Origin of the sequence: Acetivibrio cellulolyticus CD2 (assembly GCF_000179595.2) — a bacterium.
Lineage (GTDB): Bacteria > Bacillota > Clostridia > Acetivibrionales > Acetivibrionaceae > Acetivibrio > Acetivibrio cellulolyticus.
Genome location: NZ_JH556656.1, coordinates 3,043 through 3,775 on the forward strand (window position 1 = coordinate 3,043; position 733 = coordinate 3,775).

The 733-nt window shown below is 29.5% G+C and carries 1 pseudogene; it reads right to left on the minus strand.

Annotated features, from left to right (window positions below):
* A pseudogene (locus ACECE_RS32610) lies at positions 1 to 312 on the minus strand (IS1634 family transposase); the annotation flags it as partial.
* Between the last annotated feature and the right edge of the window lie 421 nt (positions 313 to 733).

Here is a 733-nt window from a genome sequence, read left to right on the forward strand (position 1 = left end):
TCATGGTATATCTTCTGCAGAATAAAATACCCCATATTTACCCGATTACTTGAAGATACAAGGTCATTGCTTGATTTAATCTTTTCATCAAAATCTATAACCACCTCCATTGAGACCTTGTTATTCTTCAGTTCATCATTATACTTCTGAATCTGTTTTTTGCATAGGACAAAGGATCACTTGTAATCTTCAAGAGATCAGAATGTTTCCCAATTTTTGCAACATTTTTTGTAGTTGTTTTTTCCCATTTCGAAATCCTTGTTGGGCGTAGTAAATGGGATCTTTTGCATGTTTGTCATAATATAGTTTCATATACTTATCATATCAAAACATACAACAAAATACAACATAATTACAACATATACAACAAATTTTATTTAGAATTTGACACAAAAAAAGCCGATATTTAGCGGCTTTTGAATTAATTATTTATTTAGCAACTGTCGAAAACCCGATCTCCTTCATTCAATTAGTATTAAGAATTAGCATAACTATTCCAACTTACTATTTTAAAGCATTAGCTTATAGATTGTCAATTGCATGTTTCGCAATATAATTAATTATTAAAAATTATTGATAAAATGAAGACTATGTGTTATACTACTAAACGAAAATACGCACGTAATATGATGTATGAGATGTTGCCATTGATGGTTTCTCATATTAGATGAGTATTGCGGAGGTATAAAACATTCGGAGGTGTATTAATAATGTCAGTAATTTCAATGAAGCA